The organism is Streptomyces sp. NPDC102259, assembly GCF_044766465.1.
Lineage (GTDB): Bacteria > Actinomycetota > Actinomycetes > Streptomycetales > Streptomycetaceae > Streptomyces.
On sequence record NZ_JBIWMA010000015.1, the window covers coordinates 90,766 to 116,255 of the forward strand.

The 25,490-nt window shown below is 71.8% G+C and carries 24 protein-coding genes; 15 read left to right on the top strand and 9 right to left on the bottom strand.

Going from position 1 to position 25,490, the window contains the following annotated elements:
• Positions 1-26 precede the first annotated feature (26 nt).
• Complete coding sequence (gene mftG, locus ACIRPU_RS29665) at positions 27-1,601, bottom strand: mycofactocin system GMC family oxidoreductase MftG (protein WP_403872594.1); 1,575 nt, start codon at positions 1,599-1,601, stop codon at positions 27-29.
• Between the two features lie 229 nt (positions 1,602-1,830).
• On the opposite strand from mftG, the gene mftA reads away from it, so the two are divergent.
• The 9 genes from mftA to ACIRPU_RS29710 all read left to right on the top strand — a co-directional run bounded on the left by mftA (position 1,831) and on the right by ACIRPU_RS29710 (position 9,513).
• Positions 1,831-1,989, top strand: coding sequence for a mycofactocin precursor MftA (mftA, locus tag ACIRPU_RS29670; protein WP_403872596.1), 159 nt, complete (start codon positions 1,831-1,833; stop codon positions 1,987-1,989).
• Between the two features lie 10 nt (positions 1,990-1,999).
• Positions 2,000-2,275, top strand: coding sequence for a mycofactocin biosynthesis chaperone MftB (mftB, locus tag ACIRPU_RS29675; RefSeq protein WP_267024171.1), 276 nt, complete (start codon positions 2,000-2,002; stop codon positions 2,273-2,275).
• Positions 2,272-3,516 carry a mycofactocin radical SAM maturase gene (gene mftC / locus ACIRPU_RS29680; RefSeq protein WP_403872599.1) on the top strand — a complete coding sequence of 415 codons (1,245 nt, stop codon included), beginning with the start codon at positions 2,272-2,274 and terminating at the stop codon, positions 3,514-3,516. The genes mftB and mftC overlap by 4 nt, the downstream gene beginning before the upstream one ends.
• Positions 3,509-4,720, top strand: coding sequence for a pre-mycofactocin synthase MftD (mftD, locus tag ACIRPU_RS29685; protein ID WP_403872601.1), 1,212 nt, complete (start codon positions 3,509-3,511; stop codon positions 4,718-4,720). The genes mftC and mftD overlap by 8 nt, the downstream gene beginning before the upstream one ends.
• 2 nt (positions 4,721-4,722) lie before the next feature.
• The gene (gene mftE, locus ACIRPU_RS29690) at positions 4,723-5,478 is read left to right on the top strand and encodes a mycofactocin biosynthesis peptidyl-dipeptidase MftE (RefSeq protein WP_403872603.1); all 756 of its coding nucleotides are present in this window, start codon (positions 4,723-4,725) and stop codon (positions 5,476-5,478) included.
• Positions 5,475-6,860, top strand: a complete 1,386-nt coding sequence (gene mftF, locus ACIRPU_RS29695; protein ID WP_403872605.1) for a mycofactocin biosynthesis glycosyltransferase MftF — start codon at positions 5,475-5,477, stop codon at positions 6,858-6,860. The genes mftE and mftF overlap by 4 nt, the downstream gene beginning before the upstream one ends.
• A 126-nt stretch (positions 6,861-6,986) precedes the next feature.
• Positions 6,987-8,168, top strand: a complete 1,182-nt coding sequence (locus ACIRPU_RS29700; protein WP_403872607.1) for a hydroxylase — start codon at positions 6,987-6,989, stop codon at positions 8,166-8,168.
• Positions 8,165-8,737 (top strand): flavin reductase family protein, encoded by a 573-nt coding sequence (locus ACIRPU_RS29705; protein WP_362532746.1) that lies wholly within the window; start codon positions 8,165-8,167, stop codon positions 8,735-8,737. The genes ACIRPU_RS29700 and ACIRPU_RS29705 overlap by 4 nt, the downstream gene beginning before the upstream one ends.
• A 29-nt stretch (positions 8,738-8,766) precedes the next feature.
• Positions 8,767-9,513 (top strand): hypothetical protein, encoded by a 747-nt coding sequence (locus ACIRPU_RS29710; RefSeq protein WP_403872609.1) that lies wholly within the window; start codon positions 8,767-8,769, stop codon positions 9,511-9,513.
• 212 nt (positions 9,514-9,725) lie between these two features.
• Here the strand turns inward: ACIRPU_RS29710 and ACIRPU_RS29715 are convergent, their stop codons facing one another.
• From ACIRPU_RS29715 to ACIRPU_RS29725, 3 genes are read right to left on the bottom strand one after another with little or no spacing between them, the layout of a single operon-like run.
• The gene (locus ACIRPU_RS29715) at positions 9,726-10,496 is read right to left on the bottom strand and encodes an SDR family NAD(P)-dependent oxidoreductase (protein ID WP_403872611.1); all 771 of its coding nucleotides are present in this window, start codon (positions 10,494-10,496) and stop codon (positions 9,726-9,728) included.
• Positions 10,497-10,504: 8 nt separating this feature from the next.
• Entirely contained in the window at positions 10,505-11,269 is a 765-nt protein-coding gene (locus tag ACIRPU_RS29720) for an SDR family NAD(P)-dependent oxidoreductase (RefSeq protein ID WP_403872613.1), read from the bottom strand.
• 31 nt (positions 11,270-11,300) lie between these two features.
• Positions 11,301-12,443: an acyl-CoA dehydrogenase family protein gene (locus ACIRPU_RS29725; RefSeq protein ID WP_403872615.1), complete on the bottom strand. Its 1,143-nt coding sequence runs from the start codon at positions 12,441-12,443 to the stop codon at positions 11,301-11,303.
• A gap of 98 nt (positions 12,444-12,541) precedes the next feature.
• Here ACIRPU_RS29725 and ACIRPU_RS29730 point away from each other — a divergent pair, with 98 nt between their 5' ends.
• Positions 12,542-13,714 carry a thiolase family protein gene (locus tag ACIRPU_RS29730; RefSeq protein WP_403872617.1) on the top strand — a complete coding sequence of 391 codons (1,173 nt, stop codon included), beginning with the start codon at positions 12,542-12,544 and terminating at the stop codon, positions 13,712-13,714.
• Positions 13,715-13,833: 119 nt separating this feature from the next.
• Here ACIRPU_RS29730 and ACIRPU_RS29735 read toward each other — a convergent pair whose 3' ends face one another.
• On the bottom strand, positions 13,834-15,312 hold the full coding sequence (locus tag ACIRPU_RS29735) for an aldehyde dehydrogenase family protein (protein WP_403872619.1): 1,479 nt from the start codon (positions 15,310-15,312) through the stop codon (positions 13,834-13,836).
• Positions 15,313-15,566: 254 nt separating this feature from the next.
• On the opposite strand from ACIRPU_RS29735, the gene ACIRPU_RS29740 reads away from it, so the two are divergent.
• Entirely contained in the window at positions 15,567-16,826 is a 1,260-nt protein-coding gene (locus ACIRPU_RS29740) for an amidohydrolase family protein (protein ID WP_403872621.1), read from the top strand.
• A 149-nt stretch (positions 16,827-16,975) separates the two neighbouring features.
• Here the strand turns inward: ACIRPU_RS29740 and ACIRPU_RS29745 are convergent, their stop codons facing one another.
• Complete coding sequence (locus ACIRPU_RS29745; protein WP_403872623.1) at positions 16,976-17,986, bottom strand: LLM class flavin-dependent oxidoreductase; 1,011 nt, start codon at positions 17,984-17,986, stop codon at positions 16,976-16,978.
• Between the two features lie 51 nt (positions 17,987-18,037).
• Positions 18,038-18,811, bottom strand: coding sequence for an enoyl-CoA hydratase/isomerase family protein (locus ACIRPU_RS29750; protein WP_403872625.1), 774 nt, complete (start codon positions 18,809-18,811; stop codon positions 18,038-18,040).
• Positions 18,812-18,913: 102 nt separating this feature from the next.
• Here ACIRPU_RS29750 and ACIRPU_RS29755 point away from each other — a divergent pair, with 102 nt between their 5' ends.
• Genes ACIRPU_RS29755 through ACIRPU_RS29765 form a run of 3 tightly spaced genes read left to right on the top strand, consistent with a single transcriptional unit; the run spans position 18,914 to position 21,810 of the window.
• Positions 18,914-19,225, top strand: coding sequence for a hypothetical protein (locus tag ACIRPU_RS29755; RefSeq protein WP_355704180.1), 312 nt, complete (start codon positions 18,914-18,916; stop codon positions 19,223-19,225).
• Positions 19,226-19,241: 16 nt separating this feature from the next.
• Complete coding sequence (locus tag ACIRPU_RS29760; protein WP_403872627.1) at positions 19,242-20,771, top strand: class I adenylate-forming enzyme family protein; 1,530 nt, start codon at positions 19,242-19,244, stop codon at positions 20,769-20,771.
• 4 nt (positions 20,772-20,775) lie between these two features.
• Positions 20,776-21,810, top strand: a complete 1,035-nt coding sequence (locus ACIRPU_RS29765) for a phosphotransferase family protein (RefSeq protein WP_355707187.1) — start codon at positions 20,776-20,778, stop codon at positions 21,808-21,810.
• 197 nt (positions 21,811-22,007) lie between these two features.
• Here the strand turns inward: ACIRPU_RS29765 and ACIRPU_RS29770 are convergent, their stop codons facing one another.
• Both ACIRPU_RS29770 and ACIRPU_RS29775 read right to left on the bottom strand, forming a co-directional pair.
• A complete protein-coding gene (locus ACIRPU_RS29770) occupies positions 22,008-22,799 on the bottom strand; it encodes an SDR family NAD(P)-dependent oxidoreductase (RefSeq protein WP_403872630.1) in 792 nt (263 codons plus the stop codon).
• Positions 22,796-24,115: an acyl-CoA dehydrogenase family protein gene (locus ACIRPU_RS29775; protein WP_403872632.1), complete on the bottom strand. Its 1,320-nt coding sequence runs from the start codon at positions 24,113-24,115 to the stop codon at positions 22,796-22,798. Before ACIRPU_RS29775 ends, ACIRPU_RS29770 begins: the two co-directional genes overlap by 4 nt.
• A gap of 103 nt (positions 24,116-24,218) precedes the next feature.
• Between ACIRPU_RS29775 and ACIRPU_RS29780 the strand changes: the two genes are divergently transcribed.
• Positions 24,219-25,451, top strand: a complete 1,233-nt coding sequence (locus tag ACIRPU_RS29780) for a CaiB/BaiF CoA transferase family protein (RefSeq protein WP_403872634.1) — start codon at positions 24,219-24,221, stop codon at positions 25,449-25,451.
• The last annotated feature ends 39 nt before the right edge of the window (positions 25,452-25,490 follow it).

A 25,490-nucleotide genomic window follows, 5' to 3' on the forward strand; every position in this document is an offset into this window, starting at 1 on the left:
GCCCCTCTGCGAGCCCTCGGACCGGTTCACGTCAGACCGCGCCGCACGGCGTCGGCGACGAGTTCGCCGATGAGGACGGCGGTGGCCGCCGGGCCCCGTGACGGCGGCGTCGGCAGGATCGACGTGTCCGCGACACGCAGACCGTCGACGCCGTGCACCCTGCCGTAGGGGTCGACGGCGGCCCGAGGATCGTCGGCGTGGCCCAGCGGAACCGTGCCACAGGTGTGGTGGGACGTGCCGAGATGCCCGTGGACCCACTCGTCGAGCAGGCAGTCGTCGTCCAGCACCTTGGCCACCGGTTCCGTGAGCCCGACCGAGACCTCCGCGAAGTCACCGGTGCCGACCAGCTCGGCGGTGACGCGGACCGCTTCGCGCATGCGCTGCCGGTCCGCCGCGGTCGACAGGTAGCCGTAGTCGATGCGCGGAGGAGTCGTGGGATCGGCGGAACGGGTGCGCATCCGTCCGGTGAGCCGTGGCGTCTGGACGGAGACGAGGAACGCGAGGGGCGCGCCGGGAACGGACACCCGGCCGCCCGTCAGCCCGGCCATGGGGATGAGGGACTGAAGGATCTCCAGGTCTCCCGAGTGGCCCCCGTCCGACGAGGACAGGTGCAGGACCCCGCCGAGCCATGAGCCGGCGGGCTCGGGCATGGGCCGCCGGGGCATCCACTCCAGGACCACCTGGGGGTGGTCCCCGAACCGGGCTCCGACCGCGGGAGCGTCCCTGACGACGGGGACACCGAGGACCTCCAGTTCATGGCGCGGCCCGACTCCCGACAGACGCAGCAGATGAGGGGAGCCGAACGCCCCCGCGCAGAGCACGACCTCCCCGCCGCGCACCACCGTGCGGCGCCCGTACCGCTCGACCACCACGCCGGTCGCGCGGCCACGCTCGACGACGACCCTGAGGACCGTGCTGTCCCCTTCCACGCGGAGGTTGGGGCGGCCGGAAGTGCCCAGGAGGTAGCTGATGCCGGTGTTGACGCGCTCTCCGTCCACGGCGTTGGACGGCACCGGACCGAATCCCGGCGCGTCCTGGGCGTTCTTGTCCCCTTCCTCGGGGAAGCCCAGCCGGCGCGCGGCCGACCGGAACGCGACGGCGGCGGGGTGGCGAAGCTCCGTGCGGCGGATGCGTACCGGCCCGCGGTCGCCGTGCAGCGCGTCGGCACCGTGGTCGAGGTCGCTCTCCAGAGCGCGGAGAAGCGGGAGCACCCGGTCGTACGACCAGGCCGCGCCCCCCACGGCCGACCAGCGGTCGAAGTCGGCGCGCCGGGCACGGACGAAGTACCCGCCGTTGACGGTGGTCGAGCCGCCGAGGCACCGCCCCCGGACGACCGTGTACGGACGTGTCGGAGTGAGGTGCACGGCGTACGGATGGACGGCGCCGTGTCCGGGCTGTGCGCCCGGGACGAGGCGGGCGTCCAGCAACTCGGGTGCGAAAGCCGACGGTTGACGCGGTACCGGGCCCGCCTCCAGCACCAGCACGGTGCGGCCGGGATCCTCGCTGAGCCGCGCCGCGAGGACGGCGCCGCTGCCCCCGGCGCCCACCACGATGACGTCCGGGCGGCGTACCCGGCCGCGTCCGTGCTCGGTCTGCCCCATGGGCAAGTGATTCAAAACGCGGTGAGCGTCCCGCGCAACGGTCCGTTCCAGTGGCCGGGACAAGCCCAGGTACCCGGCAAATCGGTGAACTACCGTCAGCCGGGCCCGGTGAGTCGGCAGTGCGCGTCCCTTCACTTTTGGCACCTGGTGCCATTACTCTCCGAGGCATCCGAAGGGAGCGGTCCGCGGCGCACGACCGCGGCGCCGCGGGAAGCCTAGGGAGAGTCGCATGACCGAGCTCCGCTCCGCCCCGTTCGAAGAGACCGCCACCGACGCCGAGGCCGACCAAGCCGCCGAGGCCGACCAGGCCACCGCGCCGCCGGCGCTGATCGAAGCCGAGGATCTCCTGGAGGAGATCTCCATCGACGGCATGTGCGGCGTCTACTAGGCGTCGCCGGATGACCGGGATGGACCTCGACCGTGCCTGGGACCTGCATCCGCAGGTCTCGGTACGGCCGGAACCCTTCGGCGCGCTGCTCTACCACTTCGGGACCCGCACGCTCACGTTCCTCAAGGACCGTCGGCTCCTGGCCGTCGTCCAGGCTCTCGCACAGGCCCCCACCGCCCGCGCCGCCTGTCTGGCCGCGGGCCTCGGCGAGGACGAACTGCCGCGCTACGGCCGGGCGCTGGCCGTCCTCGCCCGCTCGTCGATGGTCGTCGGAAGGACCCCATGACCCAGCCCATGACCGCCCCCGTGACCACCGGGTCGCGGCTGGTCGACCTCTTCGAGCCGGGCCTCGACGCCCCGATCTGCCTCACCTGGGAACTGACCTACGCCTGCAACCTCTCCTGCACCCACTGCCTGTCCAGCTCCGGCCGCCGCGACCCCCGCGAGCTGAGCACCGGGGAGGCCAAGGCCGTCATCGACGAGCTGGAGGCCATGCAGGTCTTCTACGTCAACATCGGCGGTGGCGAGCCCACCGTCCGCGCCGACTTCTGGGAACTCCTGGACTACGCCACGGCACACCACGTGGGGGTGAAGTTCTCCACCAACGGCGTCCGGATCACTCCCGAAGCCGCCCGGCGTCTCGCCCGCAACGACTACGTGGACGTCCAGATCTCGCTCGACGGCGCGAGTGCCGACGTCAACGACGCGGTGCGCGGGCCCGGTTCGCATGCGACCGCGCTGCGCGCGCTGGAGAATCTCGCCGCCGCCGGGATGAAGAACTTCAAGATCTCCGTCGTCTGCACCCGGCACAACATCCCGCAGCTGGACGCCTTCAAGGCCCTCGCGGACCGTTTCGGCGCACAGCTCCGCCTGACCCGGCTGCGCCCGTCCGGGCGCGGCGCCGATGTCTGGGACGACCTGCATCCGACAGTCACGCAACAACGCGAGCTGTACGACTGGCTGTTGGCTCATGGCGAGAACGTGCTGACCGGAGACTCCTTCTTCCACCTCTCCGCGTACGGCCAGGCACTGCCCGGTCTCAACCTCTGCGGCGCCGGGCGCGTCGTCTGCCTGATCGACCCGGTCGGCGACGTCTACGCCTGCCCGTTCGCCCTCCACGAGGAGTTCCTCGCCGGCAACGTACGCGAACCCGGCGGCTTCGGCGGAGTGTGGCGCGACTCCGCGTTGTTCCGGCGGCTGCGCACGCCGCAGCACGGCGGGGCCTGCGCGTCCTGCGCGTTCTACGACACCTGCAAGGGCGGGTGCATGGCCGCGAAGTTCTTCACCGGGCTGCCCCTGGACGGCCCCGACCCCGAGTGCGTGCGGGGATACGGCGAGGAACGGCTCGCCCTGCGCCCAGGCGGGACCGCACACCTGCCCAAGCCGGCCGGGGACCACTCCCACCGGACCTCTCCCCGCCCGGTGGATCTCGTCCTCACCCGCCGCCCGCCGGTGAGCGACTGCGCCGAGGACCCGCTGGCAGGGCTGGGTCCGACACTCCTGGGAAAGGGCGGGACACATGCGTAGGAACCCCTGGTTCGAGACGGTCGCCGAGGCCCGTCGCAGGGCCCGGAGCCGACTGCCGAGCCCGGTCTACGGTGCGCTCGTCGCGGGCTCCGAGCGTGGCCGCACCCTCGACGACAACACCGCGGCCTTCGCCGAACTGGGCTTCGCCCCCCGGGTCGTGGGCCACCACGCGGAGCGCGACCTGTCCACCACCGTCCTGGGCGTGTCCACCGCACTTCCCGTGCTCATCTCGCCGACCGGGGTGCAGGCGGTCGACCCGGACGGCGAAGTGGCCGTGGCCAGGGCCGCCGCGAGCAGGGGCGTCATCATGGGCCTCAGCTCGTTCGCGAGCAAGCCCGTGGAGGAGGTGGCCCACGCTCAGCCGGACCTCTTCTTCCAGCTGTACTGGAGCGGCACCCGCGAGGCCATGGCGCAGCGCATGGACCGGGCCAGGGCCGCCGGCGCCAAGGCGCTCATCGTCACCCTCGACTGGTCCTTCTCCCACGGCCGCGACTGGGGCAGCCCCGCCATCCCGGACAAGCTCGACCTCAAGGCCATGCTGCGGTTCGCCCCCGACGTGCTGCCCCGGCCCGGCTGGTTGTGGCGGTACGCCAGGTCGGGCCGCGTCCCCGACCTCACCGTTCCCAACCTGCGGGCTCCCGGCGGCGAGCCGCCGACCTTCTTCGGCGCCTACGGCGAGTGGATGCAGACCCCGCCGCCCACCTGGGAGGACGTCACATGGCTGCGTGAGGAGTGGGGCGGCCCCTTCCTCCTCAAGGGCGTGACCCGGGTGGACGACGCCAAGCGGGCGGTCGACGCGGGTGTGTCGGCCCTGTCCGTGTCCAACCACGGAGGCAACAACCTGGACACCACCCCGGCCACCATCCGGGTGCTCCCCTCCGTCGTGGAGGCGGTCGGCGACCAGATCGAAGTCCTGCTGGACGGCGGTGTCCGCCGCGGCAGCGACGTGGCGAAGGCGCTCGCCCTCGGCGCCCGTGCCGTCCTCATCGGCCGCGCCTACCTCTGGGGCCTCGCGGCGAACGGACAGGCGGGCGTGGAGAACGTGCTGGACATCCTGCGCGGCGGCCTCGACTCGGCCGTGCTGGGCCTCGGGCACTCCTCCGTCCACGAGCTGGGACCCGAGGACCTGGTCGTACCGCCCGGCTTCCCGTTGACCCTGGGAGGCGGGGACGTCGCGGCGCTCCGCTCCGCCCCGGCGGCCTGAACATGGCGGTGTCGCGGGCCCTGTCCGACTCCGTCTGGCCGGCCGTCCCGACCGGTGGGCTCGTCCTGGTTCCGGTCGGGTCCACCGAGCAGCACGGACCACACCTGCCGCTCGACACCGACACCGTGATCGCCCACGCCGTCGCGCGGCGGTGCGCCGACGCCCTGCCCACGGGGGCGTCCGGCCCGCTGTCGGTGGCACCGCCGCTGGCGTACGGCGCCAGCGGCGAACACGCGCACTTCCCCGGAACCGTCTCGATCGGGCACGAGGCGCTGCGCGCGGTGATCGTGGAACTGGTGCGCTCGTTGTCCCTGTGGGCGGGCCGCGTCGTGTTCGTCAACGGCCACGGCGGCAACACCGCCACCCTCGACGGAGCCCTCGGACAGCTGCGCGCGGAGGGCCATGACGTCGCATGGACCGGCTGCGAGGTACCGGGCGGCGACGCGCACGCCGGCCGTACCGAGACCTCCCTGATGCTGCATCTGACGCCGGAGCGGGTACGGCCCGACGACGCGGTCGCCGGCGACACCCGACCGCTCGCCGTCCTCCTGCCGGAACTGATGGCCCGAGGTGTGCGCGCGGTCTCGCCCTCCGGCGTGATCGGCGATCCCGCCGGGGCCTCGGCCGAGGAAGGACACCGGGCGATGGACGCGATGGTCTCCGCGGCGGTCCGGCGGATCGCCGCGTGGACCGTCGACGGCCGGGGCCGCCTGGCCGACCGGGCGCGGACACCACGGCCGGGGGCCGTACGGCGATGAACCTCCCCCTCGGATTCGTCGTCGAGCTCGACCGGCACACCCGGGTGGTCGACGGCGGCCGGGCCCTCCTCGGCGGATTCCCGACCCGGCTGCTGCGGCTGACCCCGAGGGCCCGGCGGCTTCTCGTCGGCAGGAGGCTCCCGGTGCGGGACGCGGCGGGCGCCCTCCTCGCGGACCGGTTGCTCGACACCGGTATGGCGCATCCCGTCGTCGACTCGCTCCCGGCGCCCCCCGACCCCCGGTACACGGTCGTGGTTCCGGTCCGTGACCGCCCGCGTCAACTCGACCGGCTGCTGCGGAGCGTCGGGACGGACATTCCCGTGATCGTGGTCGACGACGCCTCGCGGCACCCGGCGGCCGTGGCGGCGGTCGCCGCCCGGCACGGGGCCCGGCTCGTCGCCCTCAACGCCAACGTCGGCCCCGCCGGCGCCCGCAACGCCGGGCTGCGTCTGGTCACCACCCCGTACGTGGTCTTCGCCGACTCCGACATCGTCCTGGATCCCGACACGGTCCCGACCCTGCTGAGGCACTTCGCCGATCCCCGCGTCGCCATGGCCGTACCCCGTATCACCGGCCTGTCCAGCGCCACCACCACCTGGATCGAACGGTACGAGAACGCCCGTTCCTCACTCGATCTCGGCGCCCACCCGGCCTCGGTGCGTCCCGGCACTCCCGTCTCCTGGGCGTCCTCGGCCTGCGTCCTGGCGAAGGCGGACGCGCTGGCCGAGGGCTTCGACGAAGGCATGCGGGTCGGAGAGGACGTCGACCTGTGCTGGCGGCTGATCGCAGCGGGCCGACGCGTGCGCTACGAGCCCGCCGTCCGGGCCGCCCACGAGCATCGCGTGCGCGTGGGGGACTGGCTTCTGCGCAAGGCCGTGTACGGCACCGGGGCCCAGCCCCTCGCCCGACGGCACCCCGAGTACATCGCACCCGCCGTGTTCGCCCCGTGGAGTGCGGCGTTCGCCGCCGCGCTGCTCGTCCAGCGGCGTTGGTCGGTGCCGGCCGCGGGGGCCGTCCTCGGCGTCGTCACCGTGCGCATCGCCCACAAGCTGCACGGCACCCGGCACCCGTACCGGCTGGCCGCGCGGCTCACCGTCAACGGCGCGCTCGGCACCCTGGCGCAGACCTCCGCGCTGCTGACCCGCCACTGGTGGCCGCTCACGGCCGTCGGGTGCACGGCCTCCCGCCGGCTGCGCCGGGCCACGGCGGTCGCCGCTCTCGCCGACATCGCCCTCGAATACCGACGCGATCAAGCCACTCTCGACCCCGTCCGCTACGGCGTCGCCCGCCGCCTCGACGACCTCGCCTACGGGGTCGGCGTGTGGCTCTCCGCCATCGAGGGCCGCTCCACCGCCGCGCTGCGGCCCCGCGTCGTCCGCTGAGGCGGCCCAGTCCCGGTCAGCGGAAAGCGCCCAGCGGGGCCCGGTCCCGGCCCCCGAAACTGAGGCCATCACGCCGCCGACGACGTGCGGCGCATGCGAGGGATCAGTCACCAGGAGGTGTGCGGAGTGACGCATGAAGTGGTCGGCCGTGTCGAGGAGCTGGGCGCCGAACTGGCCGCGCTCGCCGACGAGAACGAGTCACTCGGCAAGCTGAGCGACCGGACCGTCGAGCTGCTCCGATCCGCAGGGGTCATCCGCCTTCTGCAGCCCAAGGAGTTCGGCGGATTCGGCGCCCATCCGCGGGACTTCGCGGAAGCGGTGATGGAGGTCGCCCGGCACGACGGCGCCGCGGGCTGGGTGTGCGGCGTGGTCGGGGTGCACCCCTGGGAGCTGGCCCAGATGGACCCCCGGCTCGCCCACGAGGTGTGGGACGACAACCCGGACACCTGGATCGCCTCGCCCTACATGCCCAACGGCATCGCCGAGCCGGTCGACGGCGGCTATGTCCTCAGCGGACGCTGGCCGTTCTCCTCGGGAAGCGACCACTGCGGCTGGGACTTCCTCGGCGCACTCCTCGGGGACGGCAAGGGGAAGCCCGCCGGGCCCATCACCGTGCTGCACGTCGTGCTGCCCCGCTCGGACTACGAGATCATCGACGGCACCTGGGACGTGGTCGGGCTGTCGGGCACCGGCAGCAAGGACGTCGTCGTGGACAAGGCGTTCATTCCCGAACACCGCGTCATCAGGCAGGAGGCGGTCCAGGACGGCGCCGCCGCGGCGGCCGTCGGGCTCACCGACACCCTGTACAAGCTGCCCTTCAGCTCCATGTTCCCGCTCGGCATCACCTCGGCGGTCATCGGCATCTGCGAGGGCGCGCTCGCCCTTCACCTGTCCCAGCAGCATGACCGGGTCGCCGTGACCGGCGTCCAGGTGCGCGACGACCCGTACGTCCTCTACGCCGCCGGCGAGGCCGCGGCGGAGATCGCCGCCTCCCGGGTCCAACTGATCGACGGCATCAGCCGGTTGTACGACCAGGTCGAGGCCGGCAAGCCCATCAGCATCGAGGACCGGGCGGACGTACGACGCAATCAGGTCCGCTGCGCCTGGCGGGCCGTCTCCGCCCTGGACGAGATCTTCGCGCGGTCCGGCGGGAACTCGATGCGGCGCAGCAACCCGATGCAGCGGTTCTGGCGCGACGCGCACGCGGGACTGGGGCACATGATCCACGTCCCCGGCTCGGCGTATCACGCGAACGCCCTGGCCCAGATGGGACTTGAGCTGCCCGAGTCGATGCGCATCCTGATATGAGCGACGGCGTGACGCACTGCCGGACGGCGGACGCGGGCGCCGTCGACGGGCGGCGCTTCCGCGACGTACTGGGCAACTTCCCCACGAGCGTGGTCGCGATCACCACCACGGATCCCGAGGAGCGGCCGCACGGGATGATCGTCGGCACCTTCACCTCGGTGTCGCTGGACCCGCCCCTGGTGTCCTTCCTGGCGGACCGCTCCTCCACGACCCTGCGGACGATCAGGACCGCGGGCCGCTTCTGCGCCAACGCGCTCGCGGGCAACCAGGAACGGCTGTCCCGGCGGCTGGCGACCGGCCCGGCGCAGGAGCGTTTCGCGGACACGAGCTGGCAGGCGTCACCGCTCGGCAACCCGGTGCTGGACGGCATCGTCGCGTGGGTCGACTGCGCGGTGGAGCAGGTCGTCGAGATCGGAGATCACCTGTTGGTCGTCGGGCGGGTCCGCGACCTGCGCGTCGAGTCGTTGAAGACCCCGCTGCTGTTCTTCCGGGGTGGGTACGGCGACTACCTGTCGAACGCGGCGCTGCTGCTGGACAGGCTCGTCGGCTGGGACGAGATCGGTCGGTAGACACCGGTCGGCACACAAGGGAGCCGCAGATGAAGAAAGACCTCTACATAAGACTGCAACGCGTGTCGGCGTGGTGTGGCGTCATCCTTTTCGTGGGATTCTTCGCCGCATTCGCCGTGGGCCATCTCACCCCGCCGATGAGCCCGACGGAGAGCCCCGAGGACATCGCCGCCTTCCTCAAGGACCACCGCACGGGGATCCTCACCTGTGTCGCCCTGATGGTTCTGCTCATCCCGTTCGAGTACCCGTACGTCATCGTGACGAGCATGCAACTGCGCCGGGTCGAGGGCGGCTGGGGGATGCTGTCCATGATCCAGCTCACCACGGGCATCATGGCCCCGGCCGGGTTCTTCTTCCCGCTCGCGATCCTCGCCGCCGCGGCCTACCGACCGGAGAGCCACTCGCCGGACGTCCTGTCCGCGATGACCGACATCTTCTGGCTCATGTTCGTGGGCAACGCCTGCGTCTTCGTCCTTCAGGTCTGGTCGATCGGATACGCCGCGTTCGTCGACCACACCCGGGAGAAGCCGGTCTTCCCGCGCTGGTACGGCTGGCTCAGCCTCGTGCTGGGAGTGCTGCTGATCCCGGGCGCCTTCATCTTCCTCAACCGGACCGGACCGCTCGCCTGGGACGGACTGCTCGCGTATCTGATCCCCTCGATCGCGTACGTCTTCTGGAAGATCGCCACGCCGTACGTGCTGCTGAAGGCGATCACGAGGGAGGAGAAGGAACTGGCCGAGACCGCCGCCGTGGCGGCCGAGCCGGTGACCGCTTAGGACCCTTGCGGCGGCGGCGTGACAACTGCCGAATCTCCCCCTTGTCACGAGCGCGCGAGCACACGGGAGCCTGCGGTGGCCGTCTGCCGGACGATCTCCGAGCCGGCCGACGCGCCGACGGCGGTCCACGGACGGAGCGGCAGAAGCTGCGCAAGCGCTTCTGCCGCTTCGACGCATCCGGAACCTCCGGAGCGGGCCGCGTGTTCCGGAGGCTAGACCGAGAGCGCGAACCCGCCCGTCACACGGAGGGTTTCGCCGGTGACGAAGGACGCCCTCGACGAGACCAGATGGAGCAGCGCCTCGACGACGTCCCGCTCCTCGCCCTCCCGTCGCAGGATCTGTTCCCCGAGGACGCGGTCCGCCTCGGCGGCCGACAGTTCGGCCCGGACCGCGTCGGTGAAGATCAGTCCCGGCGCGATGGCGTTGACCCTGATGCCGTCGGCGGCGAACTCGCGGGCGAAGGAGACCGTCAGGCCCCGCACGGCGAGCTTGGACACGCCGTAGATGCTCCGGTTCGCGTAGGCGGCCGACGAGGAGATGTTGACGACGGAGGCGCCGGCGCGGCCTTTCATCGCCTCGCGGGCCGCGAGTGAGCAGATGATGACGCCCATGACGTTGACGTCGAGCACGCGCCGCACCTTGGCGAGGCCCAGTTCGGTGAACGGCCTGTTGTAGGCGGCGTGCAGACCGGCGTTGTTGACCAGGATGTCGAGTCCGCCGTGGCGTTCGGCCACACCGTGCACCACCGCGCCGACTTCCGCCTCGTCGGCGACGTCACAGGTGACCGCGGTCGCGCTCGCGCCCCGTGCGGTGAGTTCCGCCGCCGCCTCGGCCGCGGCGGCGCCGTCGATGTCGGCGAGCACGACATGTGCGCCGCGGGCCGACAGCGCCTCGCCGAAGGCCTTGCCGAAGCCCCGGCCACCGCCGGTGACGAGGGCCACCTTGCCCTCGTGTTCGCCTCTCGGGCGTGTGTGATCCGGCATCAGAGACCTCACTTCGGTCCGAACCGCTGACCCGCGTCCAGACGCAGGCACTGGCCGTTCAGCATGGGGTTGTCGACGATCGCCAGGGCGAGCTTGGCGTACTCCTCCGGGCGGCCCAGGCGCCGGGGGAACGCGGCGTCCTTCACCAGCGCGGCCCGCACCTCGGCGGGGATCTTCTCGGTGGCGCCCGTCTCGAACAGGCTGGGCGCGATGGCGACGACACGGATACCGAGCGATCCGAGATCGCGAGCCATGGTGAGGCTCATCCCGGCGATCGCCGCCTTGGCGGCCGAGTAGGCGACCTGCCCCACCTGCCCCTCGAAGGCGGCGATCGACGACGTGTTGACGATGACGCCCCGTTCGCCGTCGGGCTCCTCGCGCTCGTTACGGCTCATGTGCGCGGCGGCCAGACGGCTGACGTTGAACGTGGCGACGGCGTTGAGGTCGAGCACCCGACAGAAGGTCTCCAGGTCGTGCGGACCGTCCTTGCCGAGGGTGCGCCGCACGCTGCCGCCGCCCGCGGTGGTGACCGAGACATGCAGCCCGCCGAGGGCCTCCACGGCGGCGTCCAACGCGCTCTCGGTCCCCTCGAAGTCGGTCACGTCGACGGGATGGAAGCTCCCGCCGAGCGTGGCGGCGACCTCCTCGCCCGCCGATGCCGGACGGTCGAGCACGGCGACGTCGGCGCCGCGGGCCGCGAGCAGCTCGGCGGTGGCCCGGCCCATGCCGGAGGCGCCGCCGAACACCACGGCCTTCTTGCCCTTGATCTCCATGGAAACCTTTCAGGTCGTTCGTTTCGTCCGCTCAGGCGGGCGTGGACGCGGGCGTGGACGCGGGCGTTCGGCGCAGGAGGGTGCACAACCGGTCGCGGTGCACGGCGGCGTCGCCGTACAGCACGCTGTCGGCCCGGGCCCGCCGCAGGTGGAGGTGGAGGTCGTGCTCCCAGGTGAAGCCGATGCCGCCGTGCAGCTGGAGAGCCCGGGCCGCGACCTCGCCGGTCCCGGCCGCGACGTACGAGGCGGCGGCGCAGGCAGCCCGGGAGGCCTCGTCGGCACCCGCGTCGGCGGCCATCGCCGCGTAGGCGGTGGCGGCGCGGGCGCCGTGGACCAGCAGCGCCATGTCGGCGCACGCGTGCTTGACGGCCTGGAACGCTCCGATCGGCTGCCCGAACTGCACGCGGGACTTCGTGTGGGCGACCGTGAGTTCCAGCATGCGCTCCATCACCCCGAGTGCGTCGGCGCACCGCAGCACCGAAGCCTCGTCGAGCAGCCGCTGGATCTCTTCGGGCCCGCCGGCGAGGCGGCGTTCCGGTGGCACCCGGACACCCTCGAGGCGGACCTCGTAGAACGAACGGGTGGGATCCAGGACCTGCTGCCGTCGGACGGTGACACCACAGGCGGCCCGGTCGACCAGGAACGACGCCGGGACCCCGCCGTGGCGCACGGTGACGAGCAGCCAGCGGGCGCCGCCCGCATCCTGCACCGCCGTCTTGACCCCGTCGAGGACGATCGCGTCCTCGACGGTCCTGGCGGTGGCGCGGACGCCGTCGAGGGACCAGGGGGCGTGCGGCTCGGCGAAGGCCCAGGTGGCCCAGCCCGCTCCGGCGGCGAGCGCGGGCAGCACCTCGGCCCGCAGGTCCGGCAACGCCGTGGCGGCGAGCGCCCGGCCGACGAGCGCGGTGGGCGTGAACGGGCCCCGCCCGAGCGCGCGCCCGATCTCCTCGGCGACGAGCGCGAGTTCCACCAGGCCCTGGCCGGCGCCGCCGTACGCCTCGGGCAGGCAGAGACCGGGCCAGCCGAGGTCGGCCGTCAGCCTCCACACCTCGGGATCCACGTCTTCGTCGCGATCCGCCCACGCCCGTACGTGCTCGATCGGGGCCCGATCCGACAGCAGGTCGCGCGAGGCCTCGCGCAGCATGTCCTGCTCCTCGCTGAGCTCGAAGTTCACCAGAGCAAGGTATCCTCTATTGGCGATACGGTCGAGATGTCGGGGCGATATGGCGGTAACTCTGTCAGCGACTCCTCGATTTAAGTACTCTTAATTCCATGGTTGATGCCGTTCTTCTCTCCGCGTGCCGCACCGCGATCGGAACCGCCCGCCGGGGAACCCTGAGGGACACCGGCGCCTTCGAACTCGCCGCGGTGGTCGTCCGCGAGGCCGCGCGGCGCAGCGGACTGCCCCCCGAGACGATCGACGACGTCGTCCTCGGCGAATCCCTGGCCGGAGGCGGGGACATCGCCCGGTACGCGGCGCTCCAGGCGGGGCTGACGCACGTCCCGGGCCTGGCGCACAACCGGCACTGCGCCTCCGGCCTCGCGAGCGTGGCGACCGCCGCCGCGAGCGTGCGGGCCGGGATGGACCGCGTGGTGATCGCGGGCGGGACGCATTCGTCGTCGACGGCGCCGGTGGCCCGGCGACGCATACCGGGCACCGAGGACTGGCAGGACCCCTGGATGTCGCCGACCCATGTCCCGACGCCCGACGCCCCCAACGACGACATGGGGGTCCTCGTCGGCTGGAACACGGCCCGGCTGGCAGGCCTCACCCGCGCGGAGATGGACGCCTGGGCGCTGCGTTCCCACGAACGGGCCGTGCGGGCCGTCGACGAAGGCCGGTTCCGCGACGAGATCGTGCCGGTGAAGGTCACCGGCCGGGACGGAGCGACCTCGGTCTTCGACGCCGACGAGCATCCGCGACGCGACACCAGCGCGGAGAGGCTCGCCGCGCTGAAGGTGCTGCACCCCGAGATCGACGGGTTCTCCATCACGGCCGGCAACTCCAGTGGCGTCAACGACGGCTCGGCCGCGGTCGTCGTCGCCGGTTCGGACGTGGCCGCCGCCCATGGCCTCGCCCCGCTCGCCACCGTGCGGGCCTGGGCGAGCGTGGGAGTCGACCCCGTCGAGACGGGGCTCGCGCCGATCGCCGCGATCCGCAAGGCCCTCGACCGCGCCGGACTCGGCATCGACGACGTCGACCTGTTCGAGGTCAACGAGGCCTTCGCCGCGGTGGCCGTCGCCACCACCCGGGAACTGCGCCTCGACCCCGAGCGGGTCAACCCGTTCGGCAGCGGGTGCAGCCTCGGCCACCCGATCGCCACCACCGGCACGCGGATGGTCGTGACGTTGGCGCACGAACTGCGGCGCCGGGGCGGCGGGACCGCGGTCGCGGCCATGTGCGCGGGCGGCGGCATGGGCTCGGCCATGGTCCTGACGGTGTGAATCCGGCGGGGGCGCCGGCCTGCGGTGAACAGATACCCGGAGTGAAGGTCACTCTCAAGTAGCGGTGGGACAGTCGGCCGGGCGGCGCACGCGGGTCGGTGTGCCGCCCGGCCGGCCGCTCAGCGCGCGGCCCAGCTGACCGTCTTGGTCTGCAGGTACTCCTCCAGCCCGAACTCGCCCCACTCCCGGCCGAGTCCGCTCTGCTTGTACCCCCCGAAGGCGGCCCGGGGGTTCACTCCCGCGCTGCCGCCGTTGAGCGTGACAGCGCCGGTCCGCAGGCGGGAGGCGATGTCGTACGCGGCCACGGTGTCGGCGCTCCAGACGGCGCCGGCGAGGCCGTACGGACTGTCGTTCGCGATCCGTACCGCCTCCTCGTCGGTGGTGAAGGGGATGACGACGCCGACCGGGCCGAAGAACTCCGTGCGCGCGATGGTCATCTCGTTGTCGACGTCGGCGAAGAGGGTGGGTTCCACGAAATAGCCCCGGTCGAGGTGGGCGGGACGCCCGCCGCCGCGGACGAGACGCGCTCCCTCCTCCTCGCCGACCCGGATCAGCTTCTCGACCTTGTCCCGCTGTGCCTCGCTGATCAGCGGGCCCATGGTGGTGGACGGGTCGGCCGGGTCGCCGACCCTGACCTCGGCGAGGGCCGCGCTCAGCTTGGCGACCAGTTCGTCGTGGACGGACTCGTGGACCAGGGTGCGCGTCAGCAGGGAGCAGCCCTGCCCGGCGTGGGTGGTGATCCCCGTCAGCGCGGAGCGGACGGCGCCGTCGAGGTCGGCGTCGGCGCGGACGATGTTGGCCGACTTGCCGCCGAGTTCGAGGACGACCTTCTTCAGGGAGGCCGCGGCCTGGGCGTAGACCGTGCGTCCGACCGCGTCCGACCCGGTGAAGCTGACGAGGTCCACCATGGGGTGGGTGGTCAGCTCGCGGCCGGCCTCGAGGCCACCGGTCACGATATTGAGCACCCCCGGCGGCAGTCCGGCGGCGTCGGCGAAGTCGCCGATCAGCAGGGACTCCAGGGGAGTGGCGGGCGCCGGTTTCAGTACGGCGGTGCACCCGGCGGCGAGAGCGGGGATCACCTTCATCATGCTCAGGAAGAACGGGAAGTTGTAGGCGGAGATCAGCGCGCACACCCCGAACGCCTCGCGGCGCAACACTCCTTGGGAGACACCGATGCCCGGTGTGACCGTGGGGTCCATCGGGCGTTCCCAGGAGAAGGCCGGGATCACGCGCTCGGCCATGTCGCGCAGATGCGCCACCGGGACCCGGGTCTGCAGCGTCTCGGCCAGCGTGCGGACCGAGCCCGCCTCGGCCATGTTGACGGCCACGAGTTCGGGCAGTCTGCGCTCCATCTCCTCGGCCATGCGCAGCAGGACGGCGGCCCGTTCGGTGGGCCTCATCCGTGGCCAGGGGCCCTCGTCGAAGGCGCGCCTGGCCGCCTCGACGGCAAGCCGTACGTCCGCGGGGGAGGAGCCCGAGACCACCGCGACCGTCTCCTCCGTCGCGGGATTGCGGACGGCCACCGGGGTGTCCGACCGGCCGTCGGTCCGGCGCCCGTCGATGTAGAGCCGCGAAGAGAACGAGTACGTCGTCGTCATGTGCCGTCTCCTGATCGCCCGCCAGACCTGTCTAGTTGAGTGTACTGAATTCACCCAACCGGAGAAGAGGGATGCGCTGTGGGCTTCGTGTCAGCGATCTCTCGGCTTTCGGTGCGTGATCGGTCGCTTATTCCGTATGCGGAATCATTGACTAGACCGTTCGGTACAGCTAACTTCGGCGTCATCCGCGGGGTGGGTTCTGGCGCGAACGACGAGGTTCGAAAGAGGTACCGCCTGTGTTCAAGGAATTTGTCGTGTCCGGCGATTCGCACATCATCGAGCCGGTCGATCTCTTCAAGGCCCGACTTCCCGAGCGACTGCGCGACCGCGCGCTGTGGGAAGAGGAGTTCACCCTCGACGAGCCGATCGTCGAGGGCGGACACACCGAGTTCAAGAAGCTGCACACGATCGGCTTCGACGGCTGGACCATCTCGAAGTACCGCCAGCTCGGCGGGGAGACCCCGGACGGCGATCCGGACCACATCATCCGGGACATGAACCTCGACGGCGTCGACGCCTCGGTGATGTTCCCGAACCTGTCGTTGTTCGTCCTGTTCACCGACGACCACGAGCTGTCCATGGCGCACGCGCGCGTGTGGAACGACTACCTCGTCGAGCGCTACCTCCCGTACAAGGACCGGCTGCGTCCGACGGCGGCGATCCCGCTCACGGACGTCCCCGAGGCCGTGGCGGAGATCGAGCGGTGCGCGCGGCTGGGGCTCGGCGCGATCCTCCTCCCGGAGATCCCGCCCCTGCCGTACTACGCGCGGGAGTACGACCCGGTCTGGGCGGCCGCCCAGGCGCACGGGATGCCGGTGTTCATCCACGTGGCCACCGGCGGGGTGAAGGTCAAGGAGAGCGTGTCGGAGACGGCGATGACCGTCCGGGGACTGATGAACGCCATGAACATGGGCAAGGGCAACCTGACCGACGACATGGTGGCCGGTCGGACCATGGGCAGCGCCGTCGGATCGGCCGTGGCCGGTCCGCAGGGCATCATCGCCAGCCTGGTGGGCGGCGGCGTGTGCGAGCGCTTCCCCGACCTGCACTTCAACCTGATCGAGTACACCGCCGGATGGCTGGTCTCCTTCATGGGCTACATGGACAAGTCCTGGAAGACGGGTACCGGCCAGGACCCCGACTGGTGGCTCGGCTTCTGGGACGACAGCCGCTCACCCAAGGAGCAGTCCGCCATGGGACGGCTGTTCGCCGTCAACGACAAGTGGCCCTACCCGCTCAAGCCCACCGAGTACGTCCGGCGGCAGATCCACGTGCAGTTCGCCGACGACCCGACGGCCGTCAAGGCCCGCCACATCACCGGTCTTTCGACGGTCATGTGGGGCAACGACTACCCGCATGCGGAGGGCACCTTCCGCAGCAGCGCCGAGTGCATCGCCGAGAACTTCGAGGGAGTCGGCGACGAGGACCGCGCGGCGATCCTGGGCGGCACGCTGGCCGATGTCGTGCACTTCGACAAGAGCAAGAAGCTGGCGCCGGCCCCGCAGGAAGTCTGAGCCACGACCGGACGGCCACCGGCCCGGGCGACCGGCCCTGGACCGCCACCGGCCCTGGACCGCCACCGGCCCTGGACCGCCACCGGCCCCGGACCGCGACCGGCCCCGGAGCGATCTCGCTCCGGGGCCGGTCGCCCTCCGCGCACCCGTCAGGCCTCCGCCGGGACCTGGCCGATCAGCGCCAGGCATGCCCGGGCGTAGGCGGCCCGGCGCCGGTGGCTCACCATGAAGCTCGGCGGCGCGAAGTAGCCGACGTCGCGGGGGAGCGAGCCGGCGCGGCGCGCGAGGGCGTCCTTCGCCTCGGCCGTCGTTCCGCAGACGGCGATCTCGGTGAGCATGTCGTCGGTGACGGCCCGCGCCATGCCGTCGGTGTCGCCGGCCCGGAACGCCGCACGCAGCTGTGCGACGGGCTCCTGCCAGCCGTGGTGGGCCACGAACGGGTCGTACGTCTTGACGGTGAGGTAGAAGGCGATCATCCGCCGGGCATCGGCGACGGCGCGTTCGGGTGCGGCGTCGTCGACCGCCGTGATGATCCAGCCGTGTTCGAGCGGGCGGGCGCCGGACCGAGCGCCGCCGGTCGTGCCGCGCTCGACGGAGGGTCGTACGACGTCGTTCCACCAGGAGCCGGTGAACAGCCCGTGCCCGATGACGCCGTCGGCGTCCCGGCCCGCGGTGGCGGCCATGCGGGTGTTGAAGGCGGCGAGCAGGACCGGGATGTCCAGCCGGCCCAGCACCGGGGCACGGACGTCGGCGTCGAGGGCGTAGAACTCGCCGGAGTAGTGGACCCCTTCGCCGTTCTCCGCGTGCAACCAGGCCCGCACGGCACCGACGGTCTCGGCGATCCGGTCCACGGGGCGTTCGGCGGGCACGCCCAGCCAGTCGCGGTTGATCCGGAACGCCGCGCTGCCCAGGCCGAGGAACAGCCGGCCCGGCGCCTGGGCGTGCAGGTGGCGCAGGGCCGTGGCGTGCGCGTAGGGGGTGCGGGCGAACGCGTAGGCGATGGCGGGGCCCGCCAGGGCGTGTTCGGTGTTCGCCACGATATCGGCCACGGTGAGGTAGGCGTCGTGGTCGGCGAACTCCCCGGCGCAGAAGGCGCCGACACCGGCCTCCTCGGCCTCCCGCGCGACGTCCCGGCCGGGCCAGGGCATGCCGAACCGCATAAGAGCCTCCCCTACAAAAAGTACACTTATTTAGGGGAGGGTAGGGGAGGGTCAGCGCAGTGTCCATCGCCCCCGGGGCACCGCGGAGCGGTCGATCCCGGCCTTTCCGACCGGGTTCCCGAGCTGGGTGTACGACAGTCCGGTGCGCAGCGCCTGGGTGCGCGTCGAGTCGAGCGACTCCCAGACCGCCCGGACGGTGCCCTGGACGGCGGCGGGCGGTTTGGCGGCGATGATGCGCGCGATCTCGTCGGCCCGGCCCCACAGGTGCTCGCGCTCGACCACCTCGCTGACCAGGCCGATCTGCACGGCGCGCGTCGCCGACACACGCTCGTCCAGGCCGAGCAGCGCGATGCGCAGAGCCTCGCCGAGCGGGATGCGCCGGGCGAGGCCGATCGGTTCCAGGGCGGCGGTGAGTCCGTAGCTGACGTGGGGGTCGAAGAACGTGGCGTCCTGCGAACAGATCACGATGTCGGCCTCGTTGAGCCAGTAGAAGGCGCCGCCGGCGGCCATGCCGTGCACCGCGCACACCAGGGGTTTCCACACCTGGTTCAGCTTCGGCGAGAGGTACTCGCCGGGATCGGTCTGCGACCAGACGTTGGGGTGGCGGTCGATGCCCTCCTTCACGTCCATGCCCGTGCAGAACGCCCGCTCACCCGCACCGCGCAGCACGATGACGTGCACGTCGTCGTCGGCCTTGACGGTGTGCCAGAGAGACGAGAACTCCTCCAGCATCTCTTGGTTGAAACCGTTCATCACCTCGGGTCGGTTGAGGGTGATCGTGGCGACGTGGTCGGTCACCTCGAACAGCACGGTCTTGAGTTCCACTCGGCAGCTCCGTTCTCGACGCGATCGAGGTAAGTAGTATACTTTTCTCTGGTTACTCGGTACCAGTCACCCGGTACCACGAGAGCCGCGGAGGACACTGCGATGAGGCCACGCGTGGGGCAGATGCTCGCCAGTACGGTCGACACCACGGCGGTGATCGTCGTGCGGTGCCCGGACGAGGAGCTGGAGATCACGTGCGGCGGGGCCGCCATGGCCGAGGGGGCCGGGCCGGGGGCCGACGCCCTCGGCACGCCCGACCCCGGTCTGATGGGCGGTGCGTTGCTCGGCAAGCGGTACGCCGACGAGGGCCTGGGTCTCGAACTGCTCTGCACGAAGTCCGGGCCGGGCAGCCTGGCGGCGAACGGCCTTCCGCTGCCGGTGAAGAGCCCCAAGCCGCTCCCGGCCTCGGACTGAGGGGACGGGGCGGCTCATGAACATATCGATGCTGTCGGACATGGCCGCCGAGGGATTCGCCGACCGGGTCGTCGTCGGGCGCACGGACGACGGGCTGACCGCCGGGCGGTTGCGCGAGCTGTCGGTCGGCGGAGCGCACCAGGTGCGCTCCGCCGACGCCGACGCGGTCGTGTACCTCGCGGTGAACGGACCGGCCCTCCCGGTCGCCCTGTTCGCGGCGGCCCGCGCCGGAGTGCCCCTGGTGCCGGTCAACTACCGCCTGGGCGAAGCCCAACTCGACGCGCTGCTGGCGAACCACCCGCGCGCACTGGGAATCGCCGACCCGGAGCACGGCGAGGCCCTGCGCCGCGCGGGGCTGCCGGTGCGGAGCCCGGCCGAATGGCTCGCACAGGCCGCGGAGCACGTCGGCCATCCCGCCGACGAAGCCGGAGGTGATCCGGCGCTCCCGGACGCCCCGGCCGTCCTCATCTACACCAGCGGGACGACCTCCGCGCCGAAGGGCGTGGTCCTGCGCCACCGCAACCTGGTGTCGTACGTGCTCGGTACGGTGGAGTTCGCCGGAGCCGGCCCCGACGAGGCGGCCCTGGTGAGTGTTCCGCCCTACCACATCGCCGCCGTGTCCAACGTGCTGACGAACCTGTACGCGGGGCGCCGGGCCCTGACCCTGGAGCAGTTCACGCCGGACGGCTGGCTCGGCCTCGCACGGGAGCAGCGGATCACGCACGCGATGGTGGTGCCGACGATGCTCGCCCGCATCATGGACACGGACGGTCTCGACCGGTCCGTGCCCTCGCTGCGCGCGCTCGCGTACGGCGGAGCCCGGATGCCGGTACGGGTCATCGAGACCGCGCTGCGCACCTGGCCGCGGGTGGACTTCGTGAACGCCTACGGGCTCACGGAGACCTCGTCCACCATCACCGTCCTGGGCCCGCGGGAGCACCGGACCGCCGTGGCGAGCGACGACCCCGTGGTGCGCGCCCGGCTCGGCTCCGCCGGACTGCCGGTGCCCGGCGTCGAGCTGGAGGTGCGCGACGCGTCCGGCGCGGTCGCGCCGCCCGGCGCGACCGGGCAGATCTGGGTGCGCGGCGAGCAGGTGTCGGGGGAGTACGCCGGGCAGGGCTCCGCGGTCGACGACCGGGGCTACTTCCACACCCGCGACCAGGGCCACCTCGACGACGACGGCTATCTCCACATCGAGGGCAGGGCCGACGACACGATCATCCGCGGTGCCGAGAACATCGCGCCCGCCGAGATCGAGGATGTCCTGCTGGGCCACCCGGACGTGCTCGACGCGGTCGTCGTGGGCGTCCCGGACGAGGAGTGGGGCCAACGGATCGAGGCGGTGGTCGTCCTGCGCGACGGCGTGACGATCGACGCGGATGCCCTGCGGGCGCAGGTGCGCGGCACGCTGCGCGGCTCGAAGACCCCGGACCGCATCACCCGCTGGCCCGAACTGCCCCGCACTGCGACCGGCAAGCTCGTGCGCCGCGACATCGTCGAGGCGCTGACCGCCGAAGGCCCTCAGGCCGTCGGCCGACAGGGATGAGGACATGAGCGTCGTCGCAGGCGGTGCCGACCTGACAACGCAATTGACGGAGCGCGCCGCCGTCGCGCTCCGCGGCTGGGCTCCCGGGGCCGCCGTGGAGTCGGTCGAGCCCCTCACCGGCGGTACGTCCAGCCTCACCTATGTGGCCGTGCTGTCGGGCGCCCCCGCCGGATACGAGCGCGTCGTCCTCAAGGTGGCCCCGCCCGGCCTGGAGCCGGTCCGCAACCGGGACGTGCTGCGCCAGGCGCGGCTCATGCAGCTGCTGTCGGGAGTGCCCGGGGTGCGGGTGCCGAAGGTGCTCTTCAGCGACAAGGGCGCGCCCACGGCTCGCCAGCCCTTCGTGGCCATGGAGTTGGTGCCCGGGGAGTGCGTGGAACCGGTGCTCGTGCCCAGGGGCGCCCTCCCCGCGGGCCAGGTGAGGGCCCGTGCCCTCGACGCGGCCCGGATGCTCGCCCACCTGCACCGCGTGGACCCCAAGCGAACCGCGCTGGCCGTGGAGCCCGTCGTCACGCCCGGTGCCGAGATCGACCGCTGGACCCGGGCGTTCACGACCGTGCCCGAGGATCTGCGCACCGGCTACGAGGCGGTCGAGGCCCGGCTGCGCGCCACCCTGCCCGCCGCGATGATGCCGGTGTTCACCCACGGCGACTACCGGCTCGGCAACACGCTGTGCGACGCCGACTCGGTCAACGCGGTCATCGACTGGGAGATCTGGTCGCTCGGCGATCCCCGGGTCGACATCACCTGGCTGACCTTCTTCACCGACGAGGCCCGCCACCCGGCGTCCCCGTCGCAGGAGCCGACCGGGATGCCGGGGAAGGCGGAGCTGATCGACGCGTACCAGGAGGCGCGGGGCGAGCGGCTGCCGGAACTGGTGTGGTTCGAGGCACTGACGAAGTACAAGGAGTCCGCCGCGACCGCCCTGCTGATCAAGCGCGGCCGCAAGGCGGACCACCTGACCGCCATGCACCGGCGCATGCTGCCCGCACTGCCGGTGCTGCTGGAGGAGGCGATGGAACTGCTCGGCCGGCGTGCCTGAGCGCCGTGCCGGGAGGCCGGGACGTTGTCCGCGGTCCGTCCGCCACGGCCGGTCGCGTCCGCACGGTGGATCCGCACATCGGTACAGGACGTCGGTTCAGGACATCGGTACAGGACATCGGTAGAGGACGTGGGTACAGGACGTCGGTACAGGCCCGCGCCCCTCGGGGCGCGGGCGCCCGCGCCGGACCCGCTCGCTCAGTACAGTCCGCCGTCCACCCGGATCAGTGACCCCGTGGTGTAGCCGGAGGCGTCGCTCGCGAGGTACAGGGCGGTGCTGATGATCTCCTCCGGCCGCCCCGGCCGCCCGGCCGCGCTGCGTGTGGTCCGGCGTTTCTCCTCCGACCAGGCCTTGGAGATGTCGGTGAGGAACGGACCGGCCGAGATGGTGTTGACGCGCACCTTCGGGCCGTACTCCAGGGCGAAGACGGTGGTCAGGGCGTTGAGCGCGGCCTTGGCGCCCGCGTAGGGGCCGAACCGCGGTTGCGGGAACAGCGCTCCCGAGGAGGAGACGTTGATGACCGAGCCGCCGTCGCCCTCGGCCATCCGCTGTCCGATCAGCGAGGCGAGCCGGAACGGCCCCTTGAAGTTGACCCCGATCACCTTGTCGAACAGCTCTTCGCTGGTCTCTGCCGAGGAGGGCGCCAGCGGTGACATGCCGGCGTTGTTGACGAGGATGTCGACCCTGCCGAACTCCTCGTACGCGGTGTCGGCGAGCCGGCCGAGGTCGTCCCAGTGGCCCACGTGCGCGGCGACCGGGAGGGCGCGCCGGCCCAGGCCGCGGACCTCCGCGGCGACCGTCTCGCATGCGTCGAGCTTGCGGCTGGCGATCACCACGTCGGCGCCCGCGGTGGCGAAGGCGCGGACCATCTCCCGGCCCAGGCCCCGGCTGCCGCCGGTGACGAGGGCGACCTTGCCGGTCAGGTCGAACAGGTCCGCCGGAGCGATGGACTTGGCGTCACGGCCCTGTGTCTCGCGCCCGCCGCTCATCCGTCCACCCGGCCGCTGAGGCTGTCGTCCTCGATGATGTGCGCGTACCGCTTGCGGGCGGCCTCCCGCTTCGGCGGGATGTGCTCGCTGGGGAACAGCCCCTCCGTCGGCCGGTGGTTCTTCAGCACCTGCTTGGCGATCGTGGTGCGGTGCACCTCGGTCGGGCCGTCGGCGAGGGCCAGGTTGGGGGCGGCCATCCACCACTTGGCGAGCGGGAGTTCGTTGGTGGTGCCGAGCGAGCCGTGCAGGTGCAGGGCCCGCTGGATGACGTCGTGCAGCACCTTGGCCGTCTGGACCTTGCACATGGCGATCTGGGTGCGGGCGGCGCCGTGCGGCTGCGTGTCGATGATCCAGGCGGTGTGCAGCACGAGCAGCCGGAACTGCTGCAGTTCCACCCAGGAGTCCGCGATGAACTGCTGCGCGGCCTGCTTCTCGGCGAGAAGGGTGCCCTGCGTACGACGGGACAGCGCCCGCTCGCACATCATGTCGAAGGCGCGCGTGCACTTGCCTACCGTACGCATCGCGTGATGCACGCGGCCGCCGCCGAGGCGGGCCTGGGCGACCTTGAAGCCCTCACCGGGGCCACCGAGCATGGCGTCGAGCGGGACGCGGACCTGGTGGTAGCGGATGTAGGCGTGGATGCCCTCGTCGAGGCTGTCGCGTTCGTCCATCGTGCCGACGTTGCGCTTGATCTCGATGCCGGGCGTCTCGGACGGGACGATGAACATCGACATGCGCGTGTGCGGCGGCGCGTCCGGATCGGTGACGGCCATGACGATGAGGAAGGCCGCGTACCGGGCGTTGGAGGAGAACCACTTCTCCCCGTCGATCACCCACTCGTCCCCCTCTCTCCGTGCGTGGCAGACGAACTCCTTGGGGTCGGCGCCCGCCTGCGGCTCGGTCATCGAGAACGTCGAGACGATGTCCCCGTCGAGCAGGGGCCGGAGGTAGCGGGCCTTCTGCTCGTCCGTGCCGAACATGGCCAGGATCTCGGCGTTCCCGGTGTCCGGGGCGGCGGTGCCGAACACCGTCGGGGCCCAGTAGGAGCGGCCGAGGATCTCGTTGAGGAGGGCGAGCTTCACCTGGCCGTAGCCGGGTCCGCCCAGTTCGGGACCCAGGTGGCAGGCCCACAGGCCCTGCTCGCGGACCTGCTCCTGCAGCGGCCTCAGGATCGCGCGGGCCTTCTCGTTGCGCGTGTCGTACGGGTCGCCGCCGTGTGGGAACAGGAGGTCGAGCGGCTCGACCTCCTCGCGGACGAAGTCCGCCGCCCAGTCCAGCTTGGCCTGGAACCCAGATTCGATCGTGAAATCCAGCATGACGAAAACAGTATACTTTTTAGCCCCTGCCGGTCCATACTCGAAGCCCGTATTGCGCATTGGGTATGCGCAATAGCGTTGAGCCGCTGGAGGAGTTGGTCCGATGCAGAGGCCGATGGAGGGCGTGCGGGTCCTCGAAGTCGCGCAGTTCACCTTCGTCCCGGCGGCGGGCGCCGTGCTCGCGGACTGGGGCGCCGACGTGATCAAGATCGAGCACGCCGAACGCGGTGACGCCCAGCGCGGGCTGGTCCGGGTGCTCGGGTACGAGGCCGCCAGCAAGGGGTCGTCGTTCTTCCCGATCATGGAGGGGCCCAACCGTGGGAAACGCAGCGTCGGCCTCGCCCTGGAGAAGCCCTCGGCGCGCCCCGTGCTGGAGGAGCTGATCCGCGCCAGCGACGTGTTCCTCACGAACTTCCTGCCCGCGGCGCGGGCGAAGCTGCGGATCGACGTCGAGGACGTCCGGGCGATCAACCCGGACATCATCTACGTCCGGGGCAGCGGCTTCGGCGCGCGCGGGGACGAGGCGGGCAAGGGCGGTTACGACAGCACGGCCTTCTGGGCGCGCGGCGGAAGTGCCGCCGGTGTCACACCGCCCGGTGCGGACCGGATGGCGCGGATGCCCGCCGGGGCCTACGGCGACGCGATGGGCGGTATGACCGTCGCCGGAGGCATAGCCGCCGCCCTCTACTCCCGTGCCACCACCGGTGAACCATCCGTCGTGGACGTGTCGTTGGTCGGCGTCGGCGCCTGGGCCACCCAGTTCACGGTCAACCTCGCGCTGATGAACGGCGGCCCGCTCCCGGTGAACACCCCGCCCCGGCACGGCGCGGCCACCAACCCGCTCATCGGCGCCTACCGCACCTCGGACGGCCGCTGGATCGAACTGGCGATGCTGCAACCCGGCCGGTACTGGGCGGAGTTCTGCAAGCTGGCCGGCCGCGAGGAGCTGAGCGGCGACGAACGCTTCGACAGCACCGAGAAGCTGATGGCCAACGCCGCCGAGGCCGCCGAGATCGTGGCCGAGCTGATCGCGTCCCGTCCCTACGCCGAGTGGACCGGGATCCTCTCCCGCGGTGCGGGACAGTGGGCGGCCGTGCAGAACGCCTGGGAGGTCGGGCAGGATTCCGCCCTGCGTGCCAACGGTCTCATCGCCCCCGTCGTGGACGCCGACGGCGTGGACCGCGAACTCGTCGCCAGCCCCGTCCAGTTCGACGAATCCCCGGTCCGTCTCACGCGCGCGCCCCAGTTCGCGGAGCACACCGACGAGGTCCTGCGCTCGCTCGGTCTCGGCGACGACGAACTCCTCGCGCTCAAGATCGACGGCGCCGCGACCTGACGCACGTGCGACGAGACGAACGTACGACGAGAGGAGCCG